The sequence below is a fragment of the Alistipes sp. AM16-43 genome (genome assembly GCF_003435745.1).
In the GTDB taxonomy this organism is placed as follows: domain Bacteria; phylum Bacteroidota; class Bacteroidia; order Bacteroidales; family Rikenellaceae; genus Alistipes; species Alistipes onderdonkii.
In genome coordinates this window covers 1-22,650 of the sequence record NZ_QTUQ01000012.1, presented here as the reverse complement: position 1 = coordinate 22,650, position 22,650 = coordinate 1, and the positions used below count along the sequence as shown (strand labels likewise).

General features: G+C 55.4%; 14 protein-coding genes and 1 pseudogene. 11 read left to right on the top strand and 4 right to left on the bottom strand.

Going from position 1 to position 22,650, the window contains the following annotated elements:
- Window positions 1-10: 10 nt before the first annotated feature.
- Together DW189_RS13560 and DW189_RS13555 are read right to left on the bottom strand one after the other, a co-directional pair.
- Entirely contained in the window at window positions 11-3,340 is a 3,330-nt protein-coding gene (locus DW189_RS13560; protein WP_117508544.1) for a TonB-dependent receptor, read from the bottom strand.
- Window positions 3,341-3,522: 182 nt separating this feature from the next.
- The gene (locus DW189_RS13555) at window positions 3,523-4,488 is read right to left on the bottom strand and encodes a FecR family protein (protein ID WP_009597307.1); all 966 of its coding nucleotides are present in this window, start codon (window positions 4,486-4,488) and stop codon (window positions 3,523-3,525) included.
- Between the two features lie 180 nt (window positions 4,489-4,668).
- Here DW189_RS13555 and DW189_RS13550 point away from each other — a divergent pair, with 180 nt between their 5' ends.
- The 7 genes and pseudogenes from DW189_RS13550 to DW189_RS13520 all read left to right on the top strand — a co-directional run bounded on the left by DW189_RS13550 (window position 4,669) and on the right by DW189_RS13520 (window position 17,822).
- The gene (locus tag DW189_RS13550) at window positions 4,669-5,244 is read left to right on the top strand and encodes an RNA polymerase sigma-70 factor (RefSeq protein WP_009597316.1); all 576 of its coding nucleotides are present in this window, start codon (window positions 4,669-4,671) and stop codon (window positions 5,242-5,244) included.
- A gap of 221 nt (window positions 5,245-5,465) precedes the next feature.
- A complete protein-coding gene (locus DW189_RS13545) occupies window positions 5,466-6,707 on the top strand; it encodes an MFS transporter (protein WP_015547178.1) in 1,242 nt (413 codons plus the stop codon).
- Window positions 6,708-6,709: 2 nt separating this feature from the next.
- Window positions 6,710-7,717: a glycoside hydrolase family 130 protein gene (locus DW189_RS13540; protein ID WP_009597303.1), complete on the top strand. Its 1,008-nt coding sequence runs from the start codon at window positions 6,710-6,712 to the stop codon at window positions 7,715-7,717.
- The gene (locus DW189_RS13535; RefSeq protein WP_117508543.1) at window positions 7,714-9,951 is read left to right on the top strand and encodes a GH92 family glycosyl hydrolase; all 2,238 of its coding nucleotides are present in this window, start codon (window positions 7,714-7,716) and stop codon (window positions 9,949-9,951) included. Before DW189_RS13540 ends, DW189_RS13535 begins: the two co-directional genes overlap by 4 nt.
- Window positions 9,952-13,530: a GH92 family glycosyl hydrolase gene (locus DW189_RS13530; protein ID WP_117508542.1), complete on the top strand. Its 3,579-nt coding sequence runs from the start codon at window positions 9,952-9,954 to the stop codon at window positions 13,528-13,530. It abuts the gene before it with no gap.
- A gap of 20 nt (window positions 13,531-13,550) precedes the next feature.
- Entirely contained in the window at window positions 13,551-15,806 is a 2,256-nt protein-coding gene (locus DW189_RS13525; protein ID WP_117508541.1) for a GH92 family glycosyl hydrolase, read from the top strand.
- A 7-nt stretch (window positions 15,807-15,813) separates the two neighbouring features.
- A pseudogene (locus DW189_RS13520) lies at window positions 15,814-17,822 on the top strand (glycoside hydrolase family 97 protein).
- A 92-nt stretch (window positions 17,823-17,914) separates the two neighbouring features.
- On the opposite strand, the gene mobB reads toward DW189_RS13520, so the two are convergent.
- On the bottom strand, window positions 17,915-19,144 hold the full coding sequence (mobB, locus tag DW189_RS13515) for a conjugal transfer protein MobB (RefSeq protein ID WP_117508540.1): 1,230 nt from the start codon (window positions 19,142-19,144) through the stop codon (window positions 17,915-17,917).
- Entirely contained in the window at window positions 19,129-19,548 is a 420-nt protein-coding gene (locus DW189_RS13510) for a mobilization protein (RefSeq protein ID WP_117508539.1), read from the bottom strand. Before DW189_RS13510 ends, mobB begins: the two co-directional genes overlap by 16 nt.
- A 526-nt stretch (window positions 19,549-20,074) precedes the next feature.
- Here DW189_RS13510 and DW189_RS13505 point away from each other — a divergent pair.
- From DW189_RS13505 to DW189_RS13490, 4 genes are all read left to right on the top strand, one after another.
- A complete protein-coding gene (locus tag DW189_RS13505) occupies window positions 20,075-20,830 on the top strand; it encodes a ParA family protein (RefSeq protein ID WP_009596771.1) in 756 nt (251 codons plus the stop codon).
- Between the two features lie 2 nt (window positions 20,831-20,832).
- Entirely contained in the window at window positions 20,833-21,303 is a 471-nt protein-coding gene (locus tag DW189_RS13500) for a DUF3408 domain-containing protein (RefSeq protein ID WP_014774760.1), read from the top strand.
- Window positions 21,304-21,326: 23 nt separating this feature from the next.
- Window positions 21,327-21,923: a DUF3408 domain-containing protein gene (locus DW189_RS13495; protein WP_019151215.1), complete on the top strand. Its 597-nt coding sequence runs from the start codon at window positions 21,327-21,329 to the stop codon at window positions 21,921-21,923.
- A 195-nt stretch (window positions 21,924-22,118) separates the two neighbouring features.
- Window positions 22,119-22,472, top strand: coding sequence for a hypothetical protein (locus tag DW189_RS13490; protein WP_244076510.1), 354 nt, complete (start codon window positions 22,119-22,121; stop codon window positions 22,470-22,472).
- Window positions 22,473-22,650: the final 178 nt, after the last annotated feature.

Sequence of the window (22,650 nt, the reverse complement as noted above, 5' to 3'; positions counted from 1 at the left end):
TTTCTGCGCTTTAGAATTGGAATTTGACATTGAAACCGAGACTGCGCATCGAAGGCATCATGAAATAGTCGATGCCCTGATAGTTCAGTCCCGTCGAGGCGACGGCTTCGGGGTCGAACGGCGCCTTGCAGTAGATCATCCACAGGTTACGCCCTACGAACGAGACGGTCATGCGCATCTTGTCGCGGAACCATTTTGTCGGCAGGGTGTAACCCAGCGAAAGCTCTTGCAAACGGACGTTCGTCGCCGAATAGAGATAATATTGCGGCAGACCGGACTGCGAGCCGATGGCTTGGTACCACTTCTGCGCATCAACCATCTCACGGCCGTTAATCAGCACGCCGCCGGCATCACGTGCAGCGGCCGAAGCCTCCGAAACGCCGTACAGATCCAAATTGGCCTGCGTCGCGGAGTAGCAGACACCGCCCAGACGGGCTGTGAACAGCACGCCGAGATTGATGCCCTTCCAACTGAAATCGTTACGCCATGCGAGATTGGCATCCGGGAACACCGAACCTAAATAGATATCCTCACCCTCATCGGTAACCTGTAAGTTACCGGCATTGTCCACTTCGACATAGCCGTTTTCATTATACCGCAGATTGGACGTCGTATAAAGGTCTCCCAACGTACCGCCTTCTTTAAGAATATATTTCGCCTTGCCTAATCCCTTGATGTCGAGCTTGGTGAGATTCAGAGATTCGCCCGTCACGGGGTTTACGGCATTAGCCGCAAGTTCGCGGATTTCGTTCTTGTTCCACGAATAAGTGAAGTTCGTCGTCCAGCGAAAGTCACGCCATTGGTTATCGTACCCGAGCGAGAGTTCGACACCCGTATTGCGGACATGGCCGGTTTGCAGGTAGATGGTCGTATAGGACGACGAGGGCGGCAGCGACGGGTCGAAGGTCTGATTTTTCGTATCGGCCCGGTACCACGAAGCCGAAAGATTGATGTGTTGCCACAGACGGGCATCCAGACCCACCTCGTAGGTGATGGTGCGCTCGGGTTTCAGGTCGCCGATGGGATAGTGCGTCTTGTCTTTCCACACCTTGTTCGTGGCGTCGTATTCGTAGGTCGGAACCGTCAGGTGACGCGGGAACGGCATACCTACCGAGGCGATCGAACCGCGGATCTTCAGATAGCTGAACGTCTTGCCCAGATCCCATGTCGAAGAAGGCACCCAAGACAGGCCTACTGACGGATAGAAGAACGACGACTCGGGCGAATTGGCCAGTTGCGAAGCCCAGTCGTTACGCCCCGTCACCGTGAGGTAAAGCATCTGTTTCCAACCTACTTCGACCGAGGCGAAAATCGACTGCGTCTGGTCGTGCCAGCCGACCTTTTCGGCACGTTTTTTCGTGTCATCCAGATCGAAAACATTGAATATGTTGGGAAGTCCGTTCTCCTGAATCGGCCCACGGTATGACAACTCATCGGTCTTGATATTGTTGATCGAGGCGCCGATATTCGCGTTCAGAGACCAATCCTCGCCGAAAGTCTTGTTAATGTTTACCATCAGATCGGCGTAGGTCTGCGTGTCGTAAGCACGGGCTTCGGTATAGTGGCCGTTTTTGCCGCCTTCCGTAATCGTGGTGTTCGACGAGGCATAGAGTTTTTGCGTGTAGAGCGAATTCGAATTATCAATGCGGACACGTCCGGCAACATTAAGCCACGGAAGAATGTCGTAGCTGGCCGAGAACGACAGCATATAACGCTTCTTGTCCGTATTGCGCAGGTTGCGGTAGTTGATCCAGTAGGGATTCTGCATGCGCAAATCACCGCCTTCCATATCCGCACTCCAGAATTGCTCCATGAGTTTCGTCCCTTCGTTGTAACGCTCGAAGCGACGGTAAAGGTCGAAATTCTCACCCCGCGGGAACAGGTAGGCCGGAACCAGCGGGTTCGAATAGACTCCCTGATTGGTCATGTTCTGGTCTTTCTGATAGATGTAGCTGGCGCTCGCATCGAGCTTGAGCCGGTCTTTCAGAAAGTACGAAGTATTGCGGAACGTGAAGTTGTAACGGTCGTATTCGTTATTGGGGATAATGCCGTCCGAATTGACCGAAGCAGCCGAAAAATAGGTCTGGTTCTTGTCCGTACCGCCAGAAACCGTAACAGCATTCGTATAAACGTGTCCCGTCTCGAAATAATCGTCCGGAGTATAACCGTAACGGGCTTCAGGGCGTAATTTCTCGCCCCAACTGTAAATGCTCGAGCCGCTGCGCTGGCCGTTCAAACCCGTACCGTAGCGATTCTGAAATTCCGGTTGGATGAAAGGTGCGAGAAATTCGATATTACTCGAAAACGTAGCTTTCAGAGTCCCGGCTTGGCCTTTTTTCGTCGTAATCATCACAGCGCCGTTCGCGGCTTCCGAACCGTAGAGCGCGGCCGCGGCAGCACCCGTCAGCACCGACATCGACTCAATATCCTCGGGGTTGAGGTCTGCGATGGATTCCGTAGCACCGCGCGAATCGAACTCCGTACCGCCACCACCACCGAAGTTGTACATCGGAATGCCGTCGATAACGTAAAGGGCGTTCGAAGACTGCGAAATGGACTTGTTGCCGCGCAGTACGACCTTCGAGGCACCGCCGACACCTGACGATGAGGCGTTGATCGTGACACCGGCCACTTTACCCGTCAACGAGTTGATGAAGTTGGCATCCTTGACGGTTGTGATGTCTTCGGCCTTGATCTGCTGAACATTGTAGGCTACGGCCTTTTCCGAACGCTTAATACCAAGAGCAGTGACCACGACCTGTTCGATCTCGGCGGACGACTCCTGAAGCGTAAGGTCGAAAGCAGTACGGTTACCCACATCGACCACCAGAGTCTCATAGCCCAAATAGCTGACTTCCAATTGCCGGGAGGCAGCGGGGGGGGGTATCTGAAGCGAGAAAGAGCCATCGGAACCGCTGCTGATGCCGATTGAGGTGCCCCGGATAACAATGGTCGCTCCGACGATCGGGGAGCCATTGATATCGCGGATAGTTCCGGAAATGTCAACAGGGAGCTTTGCCTGTTTTTTTGAGAGAATGATGTTGGAACTACTGATCTGATAGGTGATGTCCGTCCCTTTGACCATTTGGTCGAGGGCTGCTTGCAAGGATTGGTTCGTCACATTTACCGTAACGAGCCTGTTAACATCTACATCATCATTGATTCCGAAAAGAAATTTTGTCTGTCTTTCAATCTCATTCATTACCTGCTTCATACGCACGTTTTCCATCTTGATGGAAACCTTCTGCGTCTGTGCCTGCACCCCAGTAACAGGGATACAGACGAGCGTAAGAACTAAAAGAAAAGACAGGCAGATTTGCTGAATAATCTTTTTATTCATACATTTGTCAAGTTTGGTTCAATGGTTGGGAATTGGTTAATATTCCTGATTGAACTATACGCCGGTGAGTGTTCGCCCACTCATCGGTTTTTCATATCAGGAAGCAAATGTTCAGAGTTGATAGTTCGTGGTTTACATCATAGGCATCTAAAGAATTTGAGATAAGTTAATAATTGGATGGACTATTTAATGATGATTACATCGGTAACAGCATCGTGTTCAAAGGTGAAATCCGAGGCGAGTTGTAGCATATGCAAAGCGTGGTCTATACCGTCCGAAACACGGATTTTCAAACTTTTGTATTTTACGACGGGCATGGTTTCGCGCCGAATCTCTATCTTCACGTTATAACTACGCTCCAACTTGCTCATCAGCTGCTCAAACGGCATTCCGTACACTGAAATAATACCATCCATCCACAGATAATCGTCTTTATCTTCAAGTTCTTGGATTTGAAACCCTCCATCTCGAAGATTGACGATATCGTTGGGCTGCAGAATGACGGATTCTCCGTTTTTTTTATTCGTCACGGCAACCCGGCCGCTAAACAGAGCTGTTGAAAAACGATTCTCCGCTTGGTTGGCGATTACATCGAAATGCGTACCCAATACTTCTACATCACAGGCAAAAGTTTCCACGATGAACGGGCATTCAGAGTTATGGGCGACATTGAATATGGCCTCTCCACTCAACTGGACACGCCGCTCCCCTTTTGGGAAAATCGCAGGATAAACGATGCGGCTCTGCGCATTAAGTTCCACGATGGAGCCATCCCCCAACGTTAGGCGAATATGCTGCCCTGCCGGAACCTCGACAGTCGTTTGCTGTTGTAACCACCGGTTCATGCGTTGACTCAAAAGCACATGGTCGACAGCAATTCCGAGCAGTAAAATGGCGGCAGCAACTCCGGCATAACGCAGCACTTTCGGCCATCCGAAACGTAGGAAAGAGCGTGAATTATTTATACCCGCCTCCGGATTAGGTGCACACATTATGCCCAATACATACAAATTATATGCTTTATCGAGAACTTTCTGATTCTTTTCCGGATCTTCGTTCAGCCAAGCCGAAATCATATCGGTTTCTTCCAAAGTCGTTTGCTCTGCGAAGAAACGGAATAACATTGCATCTGTAACCTTTTTTTCCATTCTGTCATAATATCGCATCTATTTATATAGTTCCACAACTCAATAAGATTCCCTCCTCTAAAATGCGTTTTTTTGCAAATAATTTTTTTTATTAAATTAACCTGTTGCAGGTCAATTATATGGGTAAATATTTTTTTTGCATTATAATCTTTTTAATTTTTTCTTATCTTTGTTCTTGGAATGAAACCGGATACTATCATACTGACCCAGCAGTCGTTCGACAAGTTATTTCGCCTATACCAGCGAAAACTATATGCTGTGGCATATAGCCTTGTACATGATGCAAATACGGCAGAAGATATTGTCCATGACAGTTTCATGACAATTTGGGAGAACCGGGAAACTGTACAGTTTACGAGCATAGAGGCCTATCTTTTCGGTGTCGTAAAAAAACGCTGTCTGAAATATCGTCGGGATAGATATACGGGGAAAGCCGTGTATGAGAAAATCCTGATGAAGGAGCGCGGAGTGATGGATTTTTATACCCGCACGATCGAAAGTTGCAATCCGAACGAATTATTCCAGCGGGAAATCATCGAGATATGCCGCAAACAACTGGAACAAATGCCGGAATTGACCAAACAGGTATTCATAGCTCATAAACTGGAGGGAAAAAGTTACAAAGAGATTGCTGACATGCTATGCATCAACCTCAAAAAAGTAGATAGGGAATTACAACAGGCGGCAATGAAATTACGCTTGTCTTTGAAGGATTATTTGCTCTTATTGCTATTGATAGTATATTCTGAAATATAATCGGCTGATCTGTTCTTGGGTCAAATTTTTCTCGTTTCTAATTTTAAGAAAAAATCAAAAAAAGAGCTTTAGGAGAGGGAATCTTATTGAGTTGTGGAACTATATATTAGATGGCATTGTTTTGTCGGATCTAATATATAGTATACAAAATGAATCAACTTACTCAAAACTCCCGACAATCGCTTTCTCCTCTCCGTTGGGTTCCGAGTTTGTACTTTGCGATGGGCCTTCCGTTTGTGGTTCTGAACATGGTCTCTGCGGTTCTGTTCAAGGATCTGGGGATCTCGGACGCACAAATCGCGTTCTGGACATCGCTTATCATGTGGCCGTGGACGATCAAATTCCTGTGGAGCCCCTTCTTGGAAATTTTCCGTACCAAAAAATTCTTCGTCGTCACGACGCAGCTCCTAAGCGGCATATTGTTCGGCCTTGCTGCTCTGTCGCTTCACCTACCGTCGTTCTTCGCCGTTACGATCGCCGTCTTTGCCGTCGTTGCGTTCAGCGGCGCCACGCACGACATCGCGGCCGACGGCGTCTACATGTCGGAACTCACGACGCAGGATCAGGCGAAGTATATCGGCTGGCAGGGTGCGTTCTACAACCTTGCGAAACTGGTCGCCACGGGCGGCCTGGTGTGGTTCGCAGGTTTTCTCTACGAAGGCTTCAGCGCCGTGGGTGCAGCAACATTCGACGCCTACGTACGTTCGTGGACGGTGGTGCTTGCCATTCTTTGCGGCCTGCTCGTCCTGCTGGGCGTCTACCATGTCCGGGCGCTTCCCGCCGGGGGCGGCGCTGCCGAACGGCATTCGCTGCGGGATGGCCTTTCGGGCCTGAAAGAGGTCGTCGGGGCCTTCTTCCAGAAAAAGCATATCTGGTACTACCTCGGATTCATCATCCTCTATCGTCTGGGCGAGGGCTTCGTGATGAAGATCGTGCCGTTGTTCCTCAAAGCCGATACGGCTTCGGGCGGTCTGGGCCTCACGAACCAGCAGATCGGCCTTTACTACGGGACATTCGGTGCCGGGGCTTTTCTTTTGGGTTCGCTGCTGGCGGGCTACTATATCGCACACCGGGGCCTGCGACGCACTCTTTTCATATTATGCTGTATCTTTAATATCCCGTTCGCGGTCTATGCGCTGCTGGCATGGCTGCAGCCTCAGTCGATGTGGATCGTGGGCGGGGGCATCGTGCTGGAATACTTCGGCTACGGGTTCGGATTCGTGGGCCTTACGCTGTTTATGATGCAGCAGGTTGCCCCGGGGCGTCACCAGATGGCGCACTACGCCTTCGCTTCGGGTATCATGAACCTTTCGGTGATGCTCACGGGCGCCGTTTCGGGTTACCTGAGCGATGCCTTGGGTTACGGCATGTTCTTCCTCGCAGTTATGTTGGCCACGGTTCCGGCATTTTTGGTGACGTGGTTCGTACCCTTTACCTATGACGACAAACCAAATGACAAATAATTATGAATAACCTGAAAATCGTAGGCCCGGCCATGCCGGATATGCCGTGGGAGGATCGTCCCGCAGGCTCCAAAGAAGTGATGTGGCGCTATTCGGCCAATCCGATCATCCCGCGCGACGCGCTTTCGACGTCGAACAGCATTTTCAACTCGGCGGTCATTCCCTTCAAGAAAGGCAAGTATAACTATGCGGGCGTTTTCCGCTGCGACGACACCAACCGCCGCATGCGCATCCACGCCGCTTTCTCGGTGGACGGCATCAAGTGGGATATCTGCGAGGAGGATTTCAAACTCGTGGGCGCCGATCCCGAAATCGCCGAGTGGGTTTACGGCTACGACCCGCGTGTTGCGAAGATCGACGACAAATATTACGTCACGTGGTGCAACGGCTACCACGGCCCGACGATCGGCATCGCATGGACGGACGATTTTGAGACGTTCCACCAGCTGGAAAACGCCTTCATCCCCTTCAACCGCAACGGGGTTCTGTTCCCCCGCAAGATCAACGGCCGTTTCGCCATGCTGTCGCGTCCGAGCGACAACGGGCATACGGCTTTCGGGGACATCTTCTATTCGGAGAGTCCCGACATGGAGTTCTGGGGCCGCCACCGGCATGTGATGTCTCCGGCGGCTTTCGAGGTGTCGGCATGGCAGTGCATGAAGATCGGTGCGGGTCCCGTGCCCATCGAGACGAGCGAGGGCTGGCTGCTGCTCTACCACGGCGTGCTGCGCTCGTGCAACGGTTATGTCTATGCGTTCGGTTCGGCGCTGCTCGACCTCGACCAGCCGTGGAAGACGATCGCCCGCAGCGGCCCGTACCTGATATCGCCGCGCGAGATTTACGAGCTGACGGGCGACGTTCCGAACGTCACATTCCCCTGCGCGTCGCTCCATGACCCCGAAACGGGCCGGATCGCCGTCTATTACGGATGCGCCGACACCGTCACGGGCCTTGCGTTCGGCTATATCCCTGAAATTATCGACTTCACGAAGAAAAACAACATCCTATGAGAAGCCTTGCGCTGCTTGCGGTTCTGACGCTGTGTCTGGGAGCACGGGCACAAGAGCCTGCGGAGTGTGTGGATCCGTTCATCGGGACTACGAACTTCGGGACCGCGAACCCCGGTGCGGTCACGCCGCACGGGATGATGTCGGTGGTTCCGTTCAACGTCATGGGGTCGGAGGAGAACGTCTACGACAAGGACGCCCGCTGGTGGTCCACGCCCTACGAATACCACAACAAATTCTTCACGGGCTTCGCGCACGGCGCCTTGAGCGGCGTGGGGTGCCCCGAGCTGGGCGCGCTGCTGACGATGGCCACGACGGGCCCTCTGACGGTGGATTACCGGGAGTACGGCACGTCGTACAGGGACGAAAAGGCCTCTCCGGGCTATTACTCGGTCTTTCTGGACAAGTACGGCGTCCTTGCCGAAGCCACGGCCACGGCGCGTAGCTCGGCCGAGAGGTACACCTTTCCGGAAGGCACAGGGCATATTCTGTTAAATCTGGGCGAGGGGCTTACGAACGAGAGCGGCGCGATGGTTCGCCGGGTGAGCGCCACGGAGATCGAGGGTACGAAGTTGCTGGGGACGTTCTGCTACAATGCGCAGAAGGTTTTCCCGGTGTACTTCGTGCTGCGCGTTTCGAAGACTCCGAGTGCCGGCGGCTATTGGAAGAAGCAACGGAAGATGACGGGAGTGGAGGCGGAGTGGACGCCGGACAACGGGAGGTATAAACTCTATACGGAGTACGGGCGCGAGCTTTCGGGCGACGACGTGGGCTACTGGTTCTCCTTCGACGGCCTTGCGGCGGGCGAGCAGGTGGAGGTGCGCATGGGCATCTCGTATGTCTCTACGGAGAACGCGCGTAAAAACCTCGATGCCGAGCAGGCTGCGGACGCGCCGTTCGACGCCATCCGGGAACAGGCCCGCAAGGGCTGGAACGAGGCTCTGGGCAGAATCCGGGTCGAGGGCGGCGCCGAGCAGCAGCAGAGGGTGTTCTACACGGCGTTGTACCATGCGCTGCTGCACCCGAACCTCGTGAGCGACGTGAACGGCGAATATCCGCTGATGGAACGTTCGGGCGAGACGGGCGTGACGGATGGCGAACGTTATACGGTCTTCTCGCTGTGGGACACCTGCCGGAACCTGCACCAGCTGCTGACGCTTGTCTACCCGGATCGTCAGCGGGAGATGCTGCGCTCGATGACGGGGATGTACGAGGAGTGGGGTTGGCTTCCGAAATGGGAGCTTTACGGCCGCGAGACCTTCACGATGGAGGGAGACCCTGCGATCCCGGTGATCGTCGACAGCTGGATGAAGGGCCTTCGGGATTTCGATGTCGCCAAGGCCTACGAGGCGATGCGCAAGTCGGCCACGACGCCCGGTGCGCAGAACCGCATGCGGCCCGACATCGACCCCTATATCGAGAAAGGCTATATCCCGCTGGGGTTCTACGCCAAGGACCTTGCGGGCGACACCTCCGTCTCGCACGCGCTGGAGTACTACATGGCCGACGCTGCGCTGTCGCTGCTGGCCGACTCGCTCGGACACGGGGACGACGCGCGTCTGTTCCGCGCCCGCTCGTTGGGCTATAAGCGTTATTACAGCCCGGAAAGCGGGACTTTGCGTCCGCTCCATCCCGACGGAACTTTTTTAAGCCCCTTTGACCCGAAGGCGGGCGAGAACTTCACGGCGGCTCCGGGCTTCCACGAGGGGAGTGCGTGGAACTATACGTTCTACGTTCCGCACGACGTGGAGGGGCTTGCAAAGATGATGGGCGGGCGACGCAAATTCATCGACAAACTGCAAATGGTCTTCGACGAGGGACTTTACGACCCTGCGAACGAACCCGACATCGCCTATGCGTATCTTTTCAGCCGCTTCCGGGGCGAGGAGTGGCGCACGCAGCGGGAAACCCGGCGGCTGTTGGAGCGATACTTTACCACCGCCCCCGACGGCATCCCGGGCAACGACGACACGGGGACGATGTCTGCGTGGGCTGTCTTCACGATGCTGGGCCTCTACCCCGACTGCCCGGGCGAACCATACTACACGCTGACGTCCCCGACGTTCGACCGTGTGGAGATCGACACGGAGCGGGGAACGCTGGTGATCGAAAAACGCGGCGAAGGGTATATCGACCGGATGACGCTTGGCGATAAACCGTTGAAAAATTATCGTATCCTGCACGATGAATTGCTCAAGGGCGGAAAACTTACTTTTGAACTTCAAACTGGAAAATAGATGAAACTTACGGGATTCTTATTCGCCGCGGCCCTGCTGGGCGCGTGCACGCAGCCTGCCGCGGAGGAGAATTACACGCGCCATGTCGATCCGAAGATCGGCACGGGGGGCCACGGACACGTCTTCGTGGGTGCCAACGTCCCCTTCGGCCTGGTGCAGGTGGGGCCGACGAGCATTCCGCAGACGTGGGACTGGTGCTCGGGCTACCACGCGAGCGATTCGACCGTTATCGGCTTTTCGCACACGCACCTTTCGGGCACGGGCATCGGCGACCTGTTCGACATTACCGTCATGCCCGTCGTGGGTGAAGTGACCTATGCCCGCGGCGAGGAGAATGACCCGGCCTCGGGCCTGTGGTCTTACGCCGACCGTACGCGGGAGATCACGAAACCCGGTTATTACTCGGTTCCGCTTGTGCGCTACGGCATTACGGCCGAGCTGACGGCCACGGAGCGCGTGGGTCTGCACCGCTACACGTTCCCGGCGTCGGACGCCGCAGCCGTGGTCTTCGATCTGGAGAACGGCGGCTGCTGGGACAAGGCCACCGATACGGGCTTCCGCTTCTCGGACGACAGCACGCGCATCGCCGGATGGCGCTGCTCGACGGGGTGGGCCAAAAATCAGGAGGTCTACTTCGTGGCCGAGTTTTCAAAACCCGCGAAGGGGATTTCCTACCTGCAGCCGGGCGAGATAGACGATTCCAAAATGCCCCGGATCGCGGCCCGTTATGCACGTGTGGACTTCGACACGGCGGAGGGCGAACAGGTGCTCGTGAAAGTGGCCCTTTCGCCCGTAAGTATCGAAGGCGCGAAGGCAAACCTTGCGGCGGAACTCCCCGGATGGGATTTCGACGCTACGGCGGCCGCTGCCGACAAGGCGTGGAACGATGAACTGTCGAAGGTGAAGATCGAGACGGAGGATGAAACGTCGAAGCGCATCTTCTATACGGCGCTGTATCATACGATGGTGGCTCCGTCGCTCTTCTGCGATGTGAACGGCGATTACCGCGGAGCCGACGGCAAGGTGCATGAGAATCCGGGGCGCGATACCTATACGACCTTTTCGCTGTGGGACACTTACCGGGCCGCGATGCCGCTGATGACCGTCCTGCACCCGGAGCGGATGCCCGACATCATCCAGACGATGCTGCACATCGCCGACGAGCAGGGACGGCTCCCGGTATGGCACCTGTGGGGTAATGAGACCGACTGCATGGTGGGCAACCCGGGCATCGTAGCGGTGGCGGACGCCATCGTGAAGGGCATCGGGGGCTTCGACCGCGAAAAGGCCTTCGAGGCGATCCGTAAGACGGCCATGAACCCCGACCGGGGCAACGGCCTGCGCATGGAGTACGGCTACATCCCGTGCGAGATGTTCAACGAGGCCGTGGCCTATGACATGGAGTACGCTTTGGCCGACGGCGCGGCGGCGCGTGCCGCCGAAGCGCTGGGCAAGGCGGAGGATGCGAAGTATTTCGAGGAACGCAGCCATAGCTACCGCAACTATTTCGACCCGCAGACGGGATTTATGCGGGGCCGGGATTTGAAAAAAGGCTGGAGGACGCCCTTCAATGCGTTCGCCTCGACGCACCGCGCCGACGATTACTGCGAGGGCAACGCCTGGCAGTATACGTGGCTGGCTCCGCATGATGTCGCAGGTCTTGTCGGATGCTTCGGCAGCCGGGCGCGGATGCTCGAAAAACTGGACTCGCTGTTCACGGTAAGCTCCGTGGTCGAGGGCGGCGAGACATCGCCCGACATTTCGGGCCTGATTGGCCAGTACGCCCACGGCAACGAACCGAGCCACCATATTTTGTACCTTTATACGATGCTGGGCCAGCCGTGGAAAACGGCCGACAAGGTTCGCGAGGTGCTCACGACGCTCTACCACGCCGCTCCGGACGGCCTTTCGGGCAACGAGGACGTGGGTCAGATGTCGGCCTGGTACGTCCTCTCGTCGCTGGGCATGTACGAGGCCGAGCCTGCGGGCGGAAGATACTGGTTCGGATCGCCCCTGTTCGACAGGGTCGAAATCACCGTCCCGGGCGGGACCTTCACGATTGTCGCCGAGAACAACTCCGCTGCGAACAAATATATCCAGCGGGTGTGGCTCAATGGCCAACCCTACACAAAGCCTTGGATCGGTCATGCCGACGTGATGAAGGGCGGGGAACTGCGCTTCGAGATGGGGGCCGAAGAGAAGGTGTGGTACTGCCCCGACGAACCGGAGGCGTACGCCGACCAGCGGCCCGCGGAGGAGCAGCGGCTTTTTAAGTCGGAAGCGGTAGAGGGGGAGATCGCCCGCGTGTGCGGTCTTCTGACCAACGAACGCCTGCGGTGGATGTTCGCCAACTGCTTCCCCAACACGCTCGACACCACCGTACACTACGGCGAGGACGAGGCGGGCAATCCCGATACCTACGTCTACACGGGCGACATTCCGGCCATGTGGCTGCGCGACTCGGGGGCGCAGGTGTGGCCCTACGTGCAGTTGTGTAAGGAGGACCCGGCGTTGCAGAAGATGATCGCGGGGGTGATCCGCCGGCAATTCAAACTCATCAATATCGATCCTTACGCTAATGCCTTCAACGTCGGCCCTACGGGTGACGGCGAGGATGTCGGCTATCCGGGCAACGATCAAAGTCCCTGGGTTTTCGAGCGCAAATGGGAGATCGATTCCCATTGCTATCCTCTGCGCCTTGCGCACCATTACTGGAAAACCACGGGCGACACGTCGGTCTTCGACGGGGAGTGGACCTCGGCGATGCGCAACATCGTGAAGACGCTGCGCGAACAGCAGATGAAGGAGGGTCCGGGCGATTACACCTTCCTGCGCACAACGGACCGTCAGCTGGACACCCGCTGCCATGTGGGGCGCGGCAACCCCGTGAAACCCGTGGGGCTGATCGTCTCGGCGTTCCGCCCTTCGGACGACGCCACGACCTTCGGATTCCTCGTGCCGTCGAACTTCATGGCCGTCACGTCGCTGCGCAAGGCCGCCGAGATCCTGACGGCGGTGAACGGCGAGCGGGAGCTTGCCGCCGAGTGCACGGCGCTGGCCGACGAGGTGGCTGGGGCATTGCAGCAATACGCTGTCGTGGAGCATCCGGAGTTCGGAAAAATCTACGCCTTCGAGGTCGACGGTTTCGGCAGCGCGCAGCTTATGGACGACGCCAATGTGCCGTCGCTCTTGGCCATGCCCTATCTGGGCGACGTGGAGCGCACGGACCCGATTTACGAAAACACGCGCCGGTTCGTGTGGAGCGAAGAGAACCCCTACTTTTGGAGAGGCTCCGCCGGCGAGGGCATCGGCGGCCCCCATATCGGGGTGGAGATGATCTGGCCCATGAGCATCATGATGCGGGCCTTCACGTCGGAGGACGACGCCGAGATCCGCGATTGCATCGTCGCCCTGATGACCACCGATGCCGGGACGGGCTTCATGCATGAATCCTTCTCGCGCCACGATGCTGCGAATTTCACCCGCCCGTGGTTCGCCTGGCAGAACACGCTCTTCGGGGAACTCATATTAAAACTCGTAAACGAAAACAAGGTCGACTTACTTAATTCCATTGACTGACCGGAAAAAACCAAATAACAATGATAAAACCTGTTTCTTTGCTGTTACTTGCCGCCGTTCTGTGCGGCAGCTGCGGAAGCCGCACGGGGCGCACCGCGGCAACCTCCTGCGACGAACCTTCGGCGCGGCCTTCGGAATACGTCTCGACGCTCGTAGGCACGCACTCCGACTTCACGCTCTCGGCGGGCAACACCTACCCGGCCGTAGCCCTGCCGTGGGGTATGAACTTCTGGACGCCCCAGACGGGCAAGATGGGCGACGGATGGGCCTACACCTACGGCGCCCACACCATCCGGGGCCTGAAGCAAATCCACCAGCCCTCGCCGTGGATCAACGACTACGGGCAGTTCTCCATCATGCCTGTACGCGGACGCGACAAGGTCGATGAAGAGAGCCGTCAGAGCTGGTTCTCGCACCAGTCGGAGGAGGCACGCCCCTACTATTATTCGGTATACCTCGCCGACCACGACATCAAGGCCGAGATCGCCCCGACCGAGCGGGCTGCGATCATGCGTTTCACGTTCCCCGAATCGGACGAGTCGGGCGTGGTGATCGACGCTTTCGACCGCGGATCGTACATCAGGGTCATGCACGACAAACGGACTGTCGTGGGATACACCACGCGCAACAGCGGAGGAGTACCCGAGAACTTCCGAAACTGGTTCGTAGTGCGCTTCGACCGGAAAATCAGGGAGTTCCAGATTTACGACAGAACAAAGCCCGTCGAAGGCGAACAGTTAGTCGGCGAACACGCCCTCGTGCGGGTAGGTTTCGAAACCCGGCGCGGAGAGCAGGTAACGGTGCGCGCAGCCTCATCGTTCATATCGCAGATGCAGGCCGTGCAGAACCTCGAAGAGCTGGGAAAGGACGATTTCGAAACCGTGAAGGCCAAGGCGCAAGCACACTGGGACGAGGTGCTCGGACGTATTGAAGTCGAGGGAGGCACGACGGACCAGTACCGCACGTTCTATTCGTGCCTCTACCGTTCGACCTTGTTCCCGCGCAAGTTCTACGAGATCGACAAGAACGGCAATATCCTGCATTACAGCCCCTACAACGGTGAGGTACTGCCGGGATACATGTATACCGACACGGGATTCTGGGACACCTTCCGCAGTCTGTTTCCGCTGCTCAATCTGGTCTATCCGTCGGTCAATGCCAAAATTCAGGCCGGGCTGGCAAACGCTTACCGCGAGAGCGGATTTCTGCCCGAATGGGCTTCGCCCGGACACCGTGGGTGCATGGTCGGAAACAACTCGGCGTCGGTCGTTTCGGATGCCATCCTGAAAGGTGTCACCCCCGAGGAAGACATTGCGACGCTCTACGAGGCGATGCTCGCAGGACGCCGGAAGGTACACCCCACGGTGAGCTCCACGGGGCGCCTCGGACACGAATACTACAACACACTGGGATACATCCCCTACGATGTGGGTATCAACGAGAATGTCGCACGAACGCTCGAATACGCCTACGACGACTGGTGCATCGCGCAGGTGGCGAAAAAACTGGGAAAAACGAACGACGCTGCGATGCTGGAAAAGGCTTCGCAGAACTATAAAAACCTCTTCGATCCCGAAACGCGCCTGATGCGGGGCCGCAATGCCGACGGGACGTTCCAGACGCCCTTCAGCCCCTACAAGTGGGGCGACGCCTTCACCGAGGGAAACGCGTGGCACTACACATGGTCGGTGTTCCACGATGTCGAGGGACTGATCGACCTGATGGGAGGACACAAAGGATTCACGCGGATGCTCGACTCGGTCTTCGTCGTGCCGCCCGTCTACGACGACAGCTACTACGGGTTCCGCATCCACGAAATTACCGAAATGCAGGTGGCCGACATGGGCAACTACGCCCACGGAAACCAGCCCGCGCAGCACATGATCTACCTCTACGACTACGCCGGGCAACCCCGTAAGGCGCAGTGGTGGGTTCGTGAGGTCATGGATCGCCTCTACTCGGCCAAGCCCGACGGTTACTGCGGCGACGAGGACAACGGACAAACCTCGGCGTGGTACGTATTTTCGGCCTTAGGGTTCTATCCCGTGTGTCCCGGCGCGGACGAATACGCAGTCGGATCGCCGCTGTTCCGCAAGGCCGTCATTCACCTCGAAAACGGCAATACGATCGAGATCGACGCTCCGGAGAACAGCTCCGAGAACCGTTATGTCGGTAAAATGGCTATCGACGGAAAAGTATCGGAAAGGCCGTTCCTTAGCTATTCCACACTTCTGGAAGGTGCGAAGGTGCGCTTCGAGATGGAATCCGAAAAATAGCCTTCCCATGAAGATTCCGAATCCACATGCTGCCTTCATGGCCTTCGCCTGTGCATTGTTTGCAGCATGCTCTCCGCAGCAGCCCTTCGTAACCTCCCCTGACGGGCGCATCGCCGTATCTGTCGAAGCCGATGCAGAGGCGGGCGTGACCTATGCCGTCACGGTCGACGACAAGCCCCTGATACTGCCCTCGGCGATGGGACTCGCGGCATGCGGAACCTCGCTGCAGGGAGCGACGATAACAGGCGTATGGCACTCCTCCCACGACAAGCTGTGGACAGCCCCTTGGGGCGAGAACAAACGGCACCGCAACCGTTACAACGAAATGTCCGTCGCAGTGCGGAAGTCGGATAAAAGCATGGCCTTCACGCTCCGCTTCCGCGCATTCGACGACGGAATAGCATTTCGCTACGAACTGGCGCAGCCCGATTCGCTGGCCGTGACGGACGAACTGACGGAGTTCCGGTTCGCAGATGAGGGTCATACGATGTCGTGGTCCATACCCGGCAATTTCGAGACCTATGAACTTCAGTACCGCGAGCAGCCCGTCGCACGGATTACGGATGCAAACACGCCCTTCACGTTCCGCACTGGGGACGGAATATTCGGAGCCGTGCACGAGGCGGCCCTGTACGACTGGCCCGAGATGGTATTGAGGCGCGACAGTGCGGGGGTGCTGAAAGCCGCCCTCGCGCCCCTGCCCGACGGCGTGAAGGCGTACATTCCGGGACGCTTCACGACGCCCTGGCGCACGATACAGATAGCAGACAGGGCCGTAGGCCTGATAAACTCGTCGCTGGTGCTCAACCTGAACGAACCTTCGAAGATCGAGGATACCTCATGGATCGTGCCGCAGAAGTATGTCGGGGTATGGTGGGGAATGCACCTCGGAACGCAGGTATGGACGATGGGGCCGCGACACGGAGCAACGACACGGAATGCCATCCGGCACATCGACTTTGCTGCGGAAAACGGCATACAAGGAGTGTTGTTCGAGGGCTGGAACAAAGGATGGGAGAACTGGGGCGGAAACCAGCAGTTCGACTACCTCGAACCCTATGCGGATTTCGATCTGGAGCGAATAGCCGCCTATGCCCGTGAAAAGGGCGTGCAACTGTGGATGCACAATGAAACGGGAGGAAATATTCTGAGTACGAAGCCGTCATGGAAGCAGCGATGAGGAGGTATGCCGAACTGGGGGTTCACACGCTCAAAACGGGATATGCAGGGGGATTCAAAGGCGGTTACCTCCATCATTCGCAGTATGGAGTGCAGCACTATCAGCGGGTCGTGGAAACGGCGGCGAAATACCGGATCATGCTCGACGTACACAAGCCGATAAAGGAGACGGGGATACGACGCACGTGGCCCAACATGATGACACGCGAAGGGGCGCGGGGCATGGAATGGAACGCATGGTCGGAAGGGAATTCGGCAGAGTATCTCACGACGCTGCCCTTCGTGAGGATGCTGAGCGGACCGATGGACTACACTCCGGGAATCTTCGACATCGACTATTCCACGGCGAAGGCCGACAAGGGACGGATCGAGAGGAACGGGCCCAACGCGGAATGCTGCATAAAGACCACGCTGGCACGGCAGATAGCAAACTGGGTGATCATATACTCGCCCCTGCAGATGGCCGCAGACCTGATCGAGAACTACGAAGGGCATCCCGCATTCCGGTTCTTCCGCGACTTCGACGCAGACTGCGACTGGTCGAAGGCATTGCAGGGAGAGATCGGCGACTATATCGTCGTTGCAAGACGGGCCAAAGACAGATACTTTCTCGGGGCAGGAACGGACGAGAAGGCAAGGACGCTCGTGCAGAAGCTCGACTTCCTCGAACCCGGAGTGACGTATACCGCGACCATATATGCCGATGCTCCGGATGCGGGGCGCAATCCGGAGGCATACCTGATCGGGAAGCGGGCGGTGACGGCACGAGATACCATACGCATCGAGATGGCTGAACGGGGCGGGCAGGCAATAACTTTTATTCCGGCAGAGAAATAGAAGATGCCGGTGGCACGGGGAGGCCACGACGGAAAGCCGACAGGGAACAATGAGAAACGGGATCTGATCCATATCAGACCCCGTTTTTCGTATCAGGAACGATGTCGTCTTTTTTTACGCCTTTGTTGCATCTGCCGTTGCTGTTCCTCGTAAGCCCGCGTGTCGGCCAAATCCAATACCGTATCGACAATGCCAGAAATAGGATTGGCGGCATGGTTTTGCACTTCATGTTTCTGTTCCACGTGTTGTTCTGCGACCTGTTGCGCCTGTTTCGGTGCCGGATACAATTCATTGAAAACATTGGCCGAAAACTCTTTTCCCAGCACCGATCCGTTGGCGACGATGCCGTCGTTATGGTCAATGAAAGTCACGCCATAGATTCTGCCGATCGGGTTGATGCGAAAGATCGCGTCGATGTTCTCCACTTTGAGCAACTGCCGAAACTCGTTCCGTGTATTGTTCGGACTCATAGCATCCCGGACTGTCTGTCGCAGCCGGTTGAGCGTCCCGTCCTGCTTCAGCGCACTTTTCGACCGCTCGTAATACTTTTGAAGGGCTTTATAACCGACATCTTTGCCGATACGACTCGATTTGAACGGAGTGCCGATGCCATAGCCGTCGTCGGTCAGAGCGCCGTAGACAATACCCGCATAATTTCTGCCGTCGATAGTTCCCGTACGTTCTTCGACAGAAACGTTAAACAGCTCCAACAGGGTGCGGAATTCTCCATACGATGAGCATTTGTAATTTCGCAGGCACGATCTCACGATGGATGAGATCTGCTGTTTGACATTGCCTTCCCTGTAGTTTACCTTATGCAATCCCACCTTGTCGGCTTGCTCCTCTCCCTTGACGCTCGGATGCAGATTATATTTGCGTTCCAGATCGCGTAATATCTCCATCGAACGTCTTGCTTCGAAATCATGCGGCAGCTTATGTCCGTTCTCATCGACGCGCAACGATACGACATGAAGATGCTGTCGGTCGATATCCTTATGTTTGAAAACAATATAAGGCTGGTTGCCGTAACCCATACGTTCCATGTATTCCTGCGCGATGTCCCGGAGCTGATCGTCGGTCAGTCTGTCTTCCGGCGAGGGGTTCAGCGAGGCGTGGAAGACCGTGTTCGTAGTCCGGCGGTTGGCTTCGAGGTACGGCCAAAAGCAATCCATGCAGGCGTCGACATCCATTCGCCCGTGCTTGTCGAACGGTTCCAACATCTTCTGCCAGAAAAGAACCTCGGCTTCATCCTTATCCACTTTCTCCTTGTTGTAATACAACGCTCCGCCGGGCGAGGAACCCGATCTTATATTCGCAACCATTCCTTAGTCTGTTTTGCGAGGTTGAGAATCTCGATACTCAGAGCCTTTAATTCTCTCGTTCGCTGTTCCAAAGCAGCGATCTGATGCGGGATCGCGATGTTGGAAAAGTGGGCGTTGATAGCCTTTACAATCTGATTATAGTTGTTCCCGAGCTTTTGAAATTGGAAATAAAAGTCGTTCAGCCGGGCGATGAACTGCACCTTCGAAGGGTCGCGTTTGACGACAACGAACTCCTCGGCGAAGATGCGTTTGACGATAAACCGGCTGCGGTTATGTTCCAATCCTGCCTTACAAAGCATCTGCTTAAAGCGGATATTCTCTTCCGTGGTGAGTTTGAAATTATACCTGTGGACCCTGGGGTCTGTTGTTGTCGGGCGTCCGATCCTCTTTTTCGTGGTTGTCATCAGTCTGGTAGTTTAAGTGGCGTGACTCGGGAACGCCACCCAGCCTCGCAGAGCGAGCACCTTTCGTATGCCGAAAAACTTTTCGGCATACAAAGGTACAGCTCGCTGTTGTCTGGCGACAACAAAAATCCGCGCCGGAGAATCTTTGAGAGAAGTTTTGAAAATCCTCCGTTACGGTTTCCATAGCCGGGTCTGTTCCCGGTGCAATATTACAACCGTTTCGGGGCAAAAAAAAGCCATCGAAGCGGACTGGAGCGGACTGGAGCGGACTGGAGCGGACATCGGAACCGAAGCGTTTTACCCTGTTGTATATTGCGGCAGGATTGATTATTCGGGCAACTGCGCGAATCGCAAAATAAGTATCGGTTCAGACGGATACCCGAATCTTTAACCGAGTATCTGCGCAAAGGAACGAAAGGGCGGCAGACCGAATAATCATCCAATTATTCGTCCAAATATAAGGTAGTATATATAAATGATTTGACAGACGCATAGTTACCCAAACAACCATTTAAACACACAAGCAATGAAACAAGCAAGCATTTCGATCTGCAATCAAAAAGGGGGCATCGGGAAATCGACATTTACGATGTTACTCGCCAGTCATCTGCACTACACATTAGGCTATGACGTGCTGGTCGTAGACTGCGACTATCCCCAATGGTCCGTTCAGGCGCAACGTGAGCGGGAACTGTCGCTCATCGAGCATGACGATTACCACAAGCTGTTGCTGGTACGTCAATTCAAAGCGACGGGCCGCAAGCTCTGGCCTGTGCTGAAATGTATGCCGCCTGAAGCCCCCGAAGAAGTCGAGCGGCTGCTGCAAAGCGGCTACCATCCCCGTATCATTCTCTACGACTTGCCGGGAACGGTCAATGCCGAAGGTGTCATTCGGCTGCTCGCGTCGCTGGACGCTGTCTTTGTGCCCATGAAAGCCGACAAGGTCGTCATGGAAAGTACGCTCTCCTTTGCCCGGAGTCTCACCACTAACCTTGCCCAAGATCCGACCCTTACTTTACAAAGCGTCTATCTTTTCTGGACGATGATAGACCGTCGTGAACGAACGCCGCTTTACGATCGATACGAGGCCGTTATCCGCAAGCTCGGGTTGTCGCTTATGACAACTCACATTCCTTACCGCTCGAAGTTCAACAAGGAGCTGCTTGCGGACAATACAGGAGTCGGCCGCTCGACACTTCTGGCTCCGGCGCGAACCTTTGCGTGTGAGGCGCAACTCGAAATCCTCACAGAAGAAATTCTTACACTCCTCAAAATCCGATAACAATGGCCAAGAAACCCAAAATCGAAGTAGACGAAAGTCTTGTAAAACAGGTGATCGCAGGGCAGTTACCTATCACTACAAAGGTCACACGGGTAATTCCGGAACAGATCCCATCCGGAACCGCTACGGACGCAATTCCCGCCGAACCGCCCTCTGTTCCGGAGATCGACACAGAAAAGATTCCGGATGAAACCCCGTCTGTGCCCGCAGCACAAGAGCCACGCCGTCGGAGAACACCACCCTTGTCCGATTATGAACGAATGTTTCTCACTCCTGTGGAATACGGCATCCGAGCCACACTTTATGTCAATGCATCGACGAAGCGTAAGATTCTGGAGATACTTAAAAGAATCGGAGGTGAACGATTATCCGCGACATCATATGTGGATAATATTCTACAGCACCACATCGAAACTTTCCGTGACGATATAAACCGGCTCGATCGTAAGCGGAATTTTGAAAAACTTGTTTAACAATGACTTAAAAATTTCTAATTATGCTTTACAGCTTTTTATCCGAGTCCGGTGTCCTCGACATTTCATTACTCGCTCTTGGCACAGGCATTATCGTTTTGTCAATCTTAGGGCTGCTGCACCTCGGGAAGCGACGAGGTCATAATAAAGCCGGACACTTTTCGGAGCAACCTGACGATTGTGCAATGCCTGCCGTGCAAACGGAAAATAGCGATGGATGGCCCTCGATGGAACAACCTCAGACAACTGAACTTGTATCCGTTGTCGCTGCACCTGAAGATTCTTCAAATCTCGATTCTCCGCCTTCCGAAACGGTCGTATCCGAAAAGCAGGATGTGAAGCCGGAGTGTGTTCCCGTACCGGACATACGATGGCGACGTTCGATGACATTGCCCGACTACAAAAAAACATTTCTTGTCCGGGTGGATTACGACCTCCGCGCCTCGCTTTATGTCAGTGCCCCTACGAAACGGAAAATCCTTGAAGTCCTGAAAAAAATCGGCGGCGAGCGACTGACCGCAACATCTTATGTAGATAATATCCTACGGCACCATCTCGAAATGTTCCGCGACGAGATCAACTGCATACATCAAGAACAGAATTACCATAACATCGTCTAAATTCTTTCTGCCATGAACAGCATAATTCTTATTGCCGCCTGCGCCGTATGTTTGGATCAGTTGTTTTTCCGGGGGCGGCTCGCGTCATATGTCGTCGACAATCTGAAAGGCCCGAAGAAAAAACACACCGGGCATAACGCTGTCCCTCACACGCCGAATGCCGGTACTGCACCCCGTCAAACTCCTGAAATTCTCGTGTCAAAATCCTATCGGTGCGGACTGGAGCGGACTGGAGCGGACATCGGCACCGCCCCGGCAGGCGGAGACGCTATATTTGCCCCGGCTCCGGAAGAGAAGTCCGCGATGCAGGGGTGGAACACCCTTGTCGTGCGGCCCTCGATCGGCGAAGACGGCGAACTCTCGGAGCCCGAAGCGCCCGCCGGCGCCCGATTCCCGCTTCCGGCTCTCCCCGCCAGAGCAGAACTCCGTGACGCGGAGGTTCATGCGATGCTCGGAGAGCTGGACTTCGGAGAGAGCGCCGTCATGGGCGATGCCACGGCCGAGGAACGGCAGGCCATCGCCAACTTCGACATCCGGGCCTATGCTTAATTAAAAACGACCTACGACATGAAATGGAATAACGAATACGGCTGACGCCTTTTCCGCAGCAGGAAATACGATGTATCCGGTCGCAGAATGCTCCCAAAGCAGGCTGCGGCCTTTTTCACACCCTTAACCAAACTACTTGAACGATGAAAAAAAGAGCAATTTTCATGATTTTCTCCCT